Genomic DNA, 6,712 nt, shown 5'->3' with positions numbered 1-6,712 from the left:
GTAGGAAGCGCAACGCCTGTCCGTGGAAATATCTCGCTGAGGTTATCACGGCTCGGCGCCAGGGGCTGGATGTGCCTCCTCTGCCTCTTGCTGCGTAAAAAAAATGAGAGGGGTCTGAACGGTTACCCCGTAACGCTTCCTTGCTTACTCTACTGAGAACCGCATAATACAGCGAGACAATTCCGCAAAGCAGGCAGGTACCTCGAAGAAGATAACCGAGAGACGTATAGTCGGTATTGAAAACAAAGCTACGATGACTCGGCTGCAAACCGAAGTATATGGTCAACACACCCAAGGCAATGCCGACCAATGCAATGATAACGGAACGAATGTAGAACTGAGACGGGAGCTTCAATCATTCCTCTTCAGTAGCTTTGCTGCTGACCCCGGTAGCATACCAATCAACCTTTCTGGTGATATACATAACTGTGCTCAGTACCGCAAACAAGCCCAAGGCTCCCATGAGCAGAGCATAATCTTCCAATTGCAACACAATATACAAGTAGGCATAGAGGATGAACAAAACAGTAAATATTGTCAGGGTGAAGTATTTGTTCCGCAGAATTCCCTGGGAGTATCCTGTGATCAGGCAGGTAATGGCTCCTGCTGAGATAAGATAAGCAGCATCAAAATTGAGATGCTCGGAAATGGAGAGCAGCAGTACATAAAACAGGGTGACGGCAAGCCCGATGAGCAGGTACTGAATCGGATGAACCCGCTTTCTATTGATTATTTCGGTAAAGAAAAAGGCTGCAAAGGTGAAAACGATGAACATGAGCGCGTACTTGGAAATCCTGATGGACTTCTGGTAAATATCAGCAGTGATCAAAAGCTTGAGTCCAAAGGATGCCTCATTGACCTTGTACTGATTGTCCTGCCAAACCTGAGGGAAATTCCGATTCAGATGCAAGACCTTCCAGGACGCAGAAAAGCCCTTCTCATCCACTGTTCTCTTGACAGGGAGAAAGGCCCCGTTAAAGCTTGGCGAGGGCCAGTCAGAACGCAGTGCAACTACGGTCTCTTCCGCCACAGGGATAAAACGAATCTCCTCGCTGCCGTTCAGGTGCAATTGCAAGGAAAAAGTGGCTGATCCAGCTTCCGGGGACAGGGGAACACGAGTTTTCACTCCTGCTGAGGCAATATCTGTTGTCTGCAAACCAGGGGTAACATCATAGGTAGCCTCGTTCCACGTCACGGCAATCTGCTCCTGAATGCCCCGCATATCCGAGATACCGATGGAGAAAAGAGCCTTGTCCCAAAGAATATCCTCTGGTGAAATGGTCAGTTGCTCCATCCTCGGAACTGTAAACCTGCCAGAAACCTTGAGGCGACTGGTATACAGTACAGCCTCGTACAGGCTTCTGTAGCGGATATGCGGTGTTAACTCTCCTGTAATGTTCAGTTGCTCAGGAAGGAAATGAAAATACCGTATACGAGATTTCTGTTCTTTATTCTTATCTGTGTAATACTCCTTAAAGGGAACAGTAAAAAAGGGGCCGGTAATGGTCTGGCTCCAACCCCATTTACCATTAATCTCCTGCACAACCGAATCACGTCGGGATTCCCGCTCGTGCATCAAAGAAGAAATCATGGAAGAAGGAATTTGTAACACCAGCACCAGGAAAGCAATAGCGATGATTTTCAGGGTTGCTGAAGTACGAATAAAGGTTCTGGTCTTACCCACGGTTTCCTGCACGTCCATGACATCTCCTCCTGTGGTTTATTCCTGCTCAAAATTCCGTTTCCCTCGTTGCTGCTTCAGTTGCCCCCGTTTCTTTTTACTCTGCAAACGACGCTGCTTGGCATTGTGCGAGGGCCTGGTCTTTTTTCGTGTTTTCTGAATATGCAAGGCATCCCGTAATAAAGCAATAAAGCGTTGGATCACCTCTTCCTGATTGCCTCGCTGGCTACGCTGTCGGTCCCCGTCCAGGCGTAAGATTCCCTGCTTATTGAGACGATTACCGAGTCGCTGCTTGAGCAGGGTTTTCTGTTCCTCTGTCAGGCTTGGTGATGCCTCAAGATCAAAGGTAAGCGAGACCTTGGTATTAACCTTATTGACATGCTGGCCCCCTTTACCGCTGCTGCGTGAGTACGTGAAAAACAACTCTGCTGCAGGAATGGTGCAGGATGAGGTTATACGATAATGATCTTGCTTATCCATATTCTTTCTCTGCCGTTCTCTTTATTTGGGCAGAACAATTCGCTGGTCCCGTTCCAGTTTTTTATTCGGCATATAAAGCAGAACCATCTTGCCGATGAGCTGGACCAGGGCAGCACCGCTGTCTTTCGCCAACTGCTCTGCTGCCTCTTTCTTGGGCACTTCACAGTTCTGGCCCAGTTTTACCTTGATCAACTCACGGGTCCGCAGGGCATCAAGCATTGATTGCACCACATTCTCAGAAATGCCTTCTTTACCCACATACACGGTGGGATCGACATGGTGTCCTAAGCCGCGTAGGTATTTATTCTGTTTACTGTTGAGGGTGATCTGCGGTTTCTTTTTTTTTGTACTCATATATCTTATTCCTCTACTCAGGGTGTTACCTTGGTATGTTTTTTGCGACTTTTTTATAAATTACAAACATATCCTGCTGAAACAGCTTTATCCTGAAAATGGACCATCACCGGCATCCTGAAAAGCTTTTTCCAATAAATCTGTCACTTCCAACTCACAGGACCAGTGCTGAAGATATTCTCTATCTATCCTGTTTCCCTGAACTTTAAGTACACCAATAATATCTTTCCATTGCTGTTCGGAAATCTCCCCTCCTGAACGGAACCAGACCAACTTATTCAGCACAATATCCTCCGGTGAAACGAGATAAAATGTAACTGTTCCGGCTTGTTCATCTAAGGTATCTCTTTTGGTTCGTTTAAATGCTTCTCTTTCGTAAAGTGAATTTTTGCCAATGAATATGTCAATTTTCACCATAGTTTCGAGATGAATAAGATTGAATGATGAACGCTGTTCAATCGCATCAAAAATCATTTTTTCATCAATATAGTAAAAGGGTTCAAGCAGTTCAACAAGAGGACGAACATGTCGGGGTTGCAGATTCGAAATCATGTCAACATCCATTGTCGCACGAGGGATTCCATACGCAGAGCTGGCAACAGAACCTCCGATGTAATAAGGAACTCCAAGCCGCTCGAATGCTCCGGCAACAGGTTCAGTCGCCACGAGTATATCACTTTTTTTCACAATGAGTTACCCTTCATATATTCACGAAGACGTTCTGCCAGCTCCGGCCCGTAATAATAATATATACATTTTAAATTCACTTCTCTTTCATCCAGATCAGGATTGGCTCTCATGATGGCCCGCCGTGAAAGCTGCATTGCAGTTGCCGACAATGAACGCACTCTTGAAATTCTTTGTGCTGTCGTGGCATTCCTGAGCAGTGACACCAGCACCTTTTCCGCTTCAGGACGGGTATCGCGGGATTGTGTTCTCATTTCGTTTTTCCTTTGCTCAAGGTGTTACCTTGGGATGATTCTGTTGATCGCTTTCCTGGTGCCCAAGCTCTGCTTGGGTATTTAAAGTCAGAAGCTCCGGCTTCGGAAATGAAGGAAAGCTTTTCCGTAGAAACAGTTTCCAAGCCGGAGCTTGGAAACCAGCTTGCTGCCCACGGCTTCAACATCGGGTACGAAAACCGCATGGTATATTTACACCTCCTGCGCCCTCCATTTCACGATCCTCACCAACCGGCTCTGTTCTTCGCTCAATCCCAGAACCTTTTCCAGGATCTCACGCGGGCTGGTTCCGGCTGCTGCGTGGGGGTGAAGCAAGTCCAACAAAAGCAGCCTTGCATCTTCCGAGTCCGGGTCCAATCGTTTAACCAAGGGCCGGAGATCAAGCTCGCGCTTCTTCTGCTTGCGTATTCGCTCAATAACAAATTGATCGGCGGCCAGAAAGTCTTTGCCGTGACCGGCAAGCTGTTCCAGATCAACCGAGTCCGGCAGGGTGCATTGATAACTGATAATCTGATCTATCGGGGGCTTTTTTTGAATTGCCGTCATTTCCTGCACAGCAAGAAAATCCGGCAGACTGATATTCAGCAACTCCGCTGCTTCCTGAAGATTCTTGATGGGCGAGGACAGGTCTATATCAAAATACTCGATATGGCTTTCCACGCCGACCGGCAGGGCCGGACTGAACGAGACTTTGGGTGATGGATTAAAGCCTTGGGAAAAGAGAATGGGTAAGCGTGTCCGGTGCAAACCACGGAAGACCAATTGCAGGACCTCTAAATGCCCCAGAAAGCGTCCGTCGCCTACGCGAGAATAATGGACCCGATAACGGAATATCGGCTGCTGTCCCTGCTCGGTACGTTTCCAAGTGCCTTTTGGGGTCTCAGCCTGCTGTTCACCAGTCTGATCTGCCTCATCATTCTTCTGGATGAGCGGCTTGATGTTCTTGAAATCACAAAGCCCGCATTGCTGACAGCCCTTGTTCCGGCAATCCGGGGTATAGACCTGATCCAAAGCCTTCTGATATTCTTCCTTAAGAAAAGCACGATCAACCCCGCAATGGAGATGATCCCAAGGCAGCACCTCATCCTGATCTTTGGGGCGCAAATACGCCTCAAGATCCAGCCCGAGCTGCTCTGCCGCCTCCTGCCAACGCTCCAGCAGGAAATGATCTGACCAACCATCCAGTCGCGCCCCGGCCTGCCAAGCCGCCTCGATTAACGGAGCCAGCCTCCTATCACCCCGAGAAAACAGCCCCTCCAGAAAAGATTGATAGGGTTCATGCCATTTCAGACGAAAACCCTTACGGGGCAGCTTCCGTTTCAGGAAATCAATCCGCTCCTTGGTCTCGGCAATGGAAAGCTGACCGTGCCATTGAAACGGGGTATGGGGTTTGGGGACAAAGGTGGACACGGAAACATTGATCTGGGTTCTGCCGCCCTTGGCCTCTTTTTTTGCCCGCACAGCCAGATCAATAATCGCCTCCAAATCTTCCTGGGTCTCGGTGGGCAGGCCGATCATAAAGTAGAACTTGATTACGTTCCAGCCTGCTGCAAAGGCATCCCGGCAGCCGGTCAGCAGATCTTCCTCAGTGATGCCCTTATTAATGACCTCGCGCAAACGATCCGTGCCCGCTTCCGGCGCGACGGTGAAGCCGCTCTTGCGCACCCTTTTGATCTGCTCAATCACCTCCGGGGTCAGGGTTCCCACCCGCATGGACGGCAGGGCCACCGAGACATGCTCTTCAGCAAAATGATCCATCAGCTCAAGAAGCAGTCCGGGCAGATCGGAATAATCCCCGGTGGACAGGGACAGGAGGGCCAGCTCATCAAAACCGGAATTATGCACGCCCTCCTCTGCCAGCTTCATGATCTGCTCTCTGCTGCGCTCCCGCACAGGTCGGTAGATCATCCCGGCCTGACAGAAGCGACAGCTCCGGGTACAGCCACGAGCGATCTCCACCCCGAGGCGATCATGAACCGGCTTGACCAGCGGCACCAGCGGACGGGTCAGAAGTTCCACCGGCGGCAGTTCGGCAACAATGCGGCGGGTGACAGCGGGGTAATCCTTTTTGAGCGGTTCGATAGCGGTTAGCCGCCCGTCGCTGTAACGGGGTTTGAACAGGGAGGGTACATAGACACCCTGAATATCTGCGCAACATTGCAGGGTCTCGGCGCGGGAAAAACCTTGCTCGCGGGAAGCACGCAAAGCCCAAATAAGCTCCGGCACCGCTTCCTCGCCGTCTCCCAGCACGATCAGGTCAAAGAAATCCGCTACCGGCTCCGGGTTCATGGCGCAGGCCCCGCCGCCGATGATCAACGGGAAGTCCTCGCCCCGCTCCTCGGAGCGAAAAGGAATCCCGGCCAAGTCGAGCACGGTCAGGATGTTGGTATAACAAAGCTCATAAGGCAGGGTGAAACCGATCACATCAAACTCGGCCAGCGGTCGCCGTGATTCCAGGGAAAACAGGGGGAGCTTGTGCTGACGCAGCTGCGCCTCCATATCCACATCCGGGGTATAACAGCGTTCTGCGGCCAAGCCGGGTTGCCTATTGATAATATGATAGAGGATTTGCAGCCCCTGGTGGGACATGCCGATCTCATAGAGATCTGGAAAGACCAAGGCAAAGGAAAGATCAATCTGGCTGTAATCTGGACGCACGGCGTTCAGTTCGCCGCCTATATATCGTCCCGGCTTTTGCACCAGGGGCAGAATGCTATCAAGAGGTACTTTTGTTGTCATGAACTCTTTGGGTAAAATAACGGATTGTCTTACGCTCATGTTAATAAACGAAAGCGGGAGGTGTACCTCTTGTTACGAGGCATTGCAAGAAAAATTATGTAGCTGCATTACCCTTTTTTTTCTTTAAAATTGCTTAACCTTAACTAATGTATCACCTCATTGATACTGTCGGCGGTCAAAACCCGATCCAGCCATTCAAGCAAGGTGTCGCTGTCCGCTTTTTCTATCTTGATGCGGATACTTTCGGGCAGCTCGCCGAATTTACGTTGTAGCAGTCTGGCCAGCACCAAGGCTTCACCCTCCTTTCTGCCTTTCTGCATACCTTCCTGTATACCTTTCTGCATGCCTTCCCGCATACCTTTCTGCGTATATCTCTCCACAAAACCTTTCATTGTTTTCTCCTCATCCGGGTAGCGTTGCTGATATATCAGTTGTTCATTTTCATCAAGACCTGCATAAAGGTCGATAAAATCAAGATACTTTACTTGCTTATTCACGT

The 6,712-nt window shown here is 49.6% G+C and carries 7 protein-coding genes; all 7 read right to left on the bottom strand.

Features of this window, described 5'->3' with window-relative positions; all coding sequences use genetic code 11:
- Window positions 1–355: 355 nt before the first annotated feature.
- Entirely contained in the window at window positions 356–1,702 is a 1,347-nt protein-coding gene (creD, locus tag L2082_RS17750; RefSeq protein WP_446010335.1) for a cell envelope integrity protein CreD, read from the bottom strand.
- A gap of 18 nt (window positions 1,703–1,720) precedes the next feature.
- The gene (arfB, locus tag L2082_RS17745) at window positions 1,721–2,161 is read right to left on the bottom strand and encodes an alternative ribosome rescue aminoacyl-tRNA hydrolase ArfB (RefSeq protein ID WP_446010336.1); all 441 of its coding nucleotides are present in this window, start codon (window positions 2,159–2,161) and stop codon (window positions 1,721–1,723) included.
- 21 nt (window positions 2,162–2,182) lie between these two features.
- Window positions 2,183–2,515 carry a ribosome assembly RNA-binding protein YhbY gene (yhbY, locus tag L2082_RS17740; protein WP_446010337.1) on the bottom strand — a complete coding sequence of 111 codons (333 nt, stop codon included), beginning with the start codon at window positions 2,513–2,515 and terminating at the stop codon, window positions 2,183–2,185.
- Window positions 2,516–2,602: 87 nt separating this feature from the next.
- Window positions 2,603–3,202 (bottom strand): hypothetical protein, encoded by a 600-nt coding sequence (locus tag L2082_RS17735; RefSeq protein ID WP_446010338.1) that lies wholly within the window; start codon window positions 3,200–3,202, stop codon window positions 2,603–2,605.
- Window positions 3,199–3,456: a hypothetical protein gene (locus tag L2082_RS17730; RefSeq protein WP_446010339.1), complete on the bottom strand. Its 258-nt coding sequence runs from the start codon at window positions 3,454–3,456 to the stop codon at window positions 3,199–3,201. Before L2082_RS17730 ends, L2082_RS17735 begins: the two co-directional genes overlap by 4 nt.
- A gap of 210 nt (window positions 3,457–3,666) precedes the next feature.
- Window positions 3,667–6,213 (bottom strand): TIGR03960 family B12-binding radical SAM protein, encoded by a 2,547-nt coding sequence (locus L2082_RS17725; RefSeq protein ID WP_446010340.1) that lies wholly within the window; start codon window positions 6,211–6,213, stop codon window positions 3,667–3,669.
- A gap of 143 nt (window positions 6,214–6,356) precedes the next feature.
- Window positions 6,357–6,712, bottom strand: a 356-nt coding sequence (locus L2082_RS17720; RefSeq protein ID WP_446012049.1) for a DUF4351 domain-containing protein, incomplete at its 5' end; no start/stop codon positions are given.

The sequence above is a fragment of the Candidatus Electrothrix sp. genome (genome assembly GCF_052785085.1).
Note: the sequence above shows the minus strand (reverse complement) of the source record. Positions and strands in the feature narration are given on the sequence as shown.

Excerpts from the sequence above, each read along its gene's own strand:
- creD (WP_446010335.1), bottom strand. The coding sequence starts at position 1,702 with ATGGACGTGCAGGAAACCGTGGGTAAGACCAGAACCTTTATTCGTACT.
- arfB (WP_446010336.1), bottom strand. The coding sequence starts at position 2,161 with ATGGATAAGCAAGATCATTATCGTATAACCTCATCCTGCACCATTCCT.
- yhbY (WP_446010337.1), bottom strand. The coding sequence starts at position 2,515 with ATGAGTACAAAAAAAAAGAAACCGCAGATCACCCTCAACAGTAAACAG.
- L2082_RS17730 (WP_446010339.1), bottom strand. The coding sequence starts at position 3,456 with ATGAGAACACAATCCCGCGATACCCGTCCTGAAGCGGAAAAGGTGCTG.
- L2082_RS17725 (WP_446010340.1), bottom strand. The coding sequence starts at position 6,213 with ATGACAACAAAAGTACCTCTTGATAGCATTCTGCCCCTGGTGCAAAAG.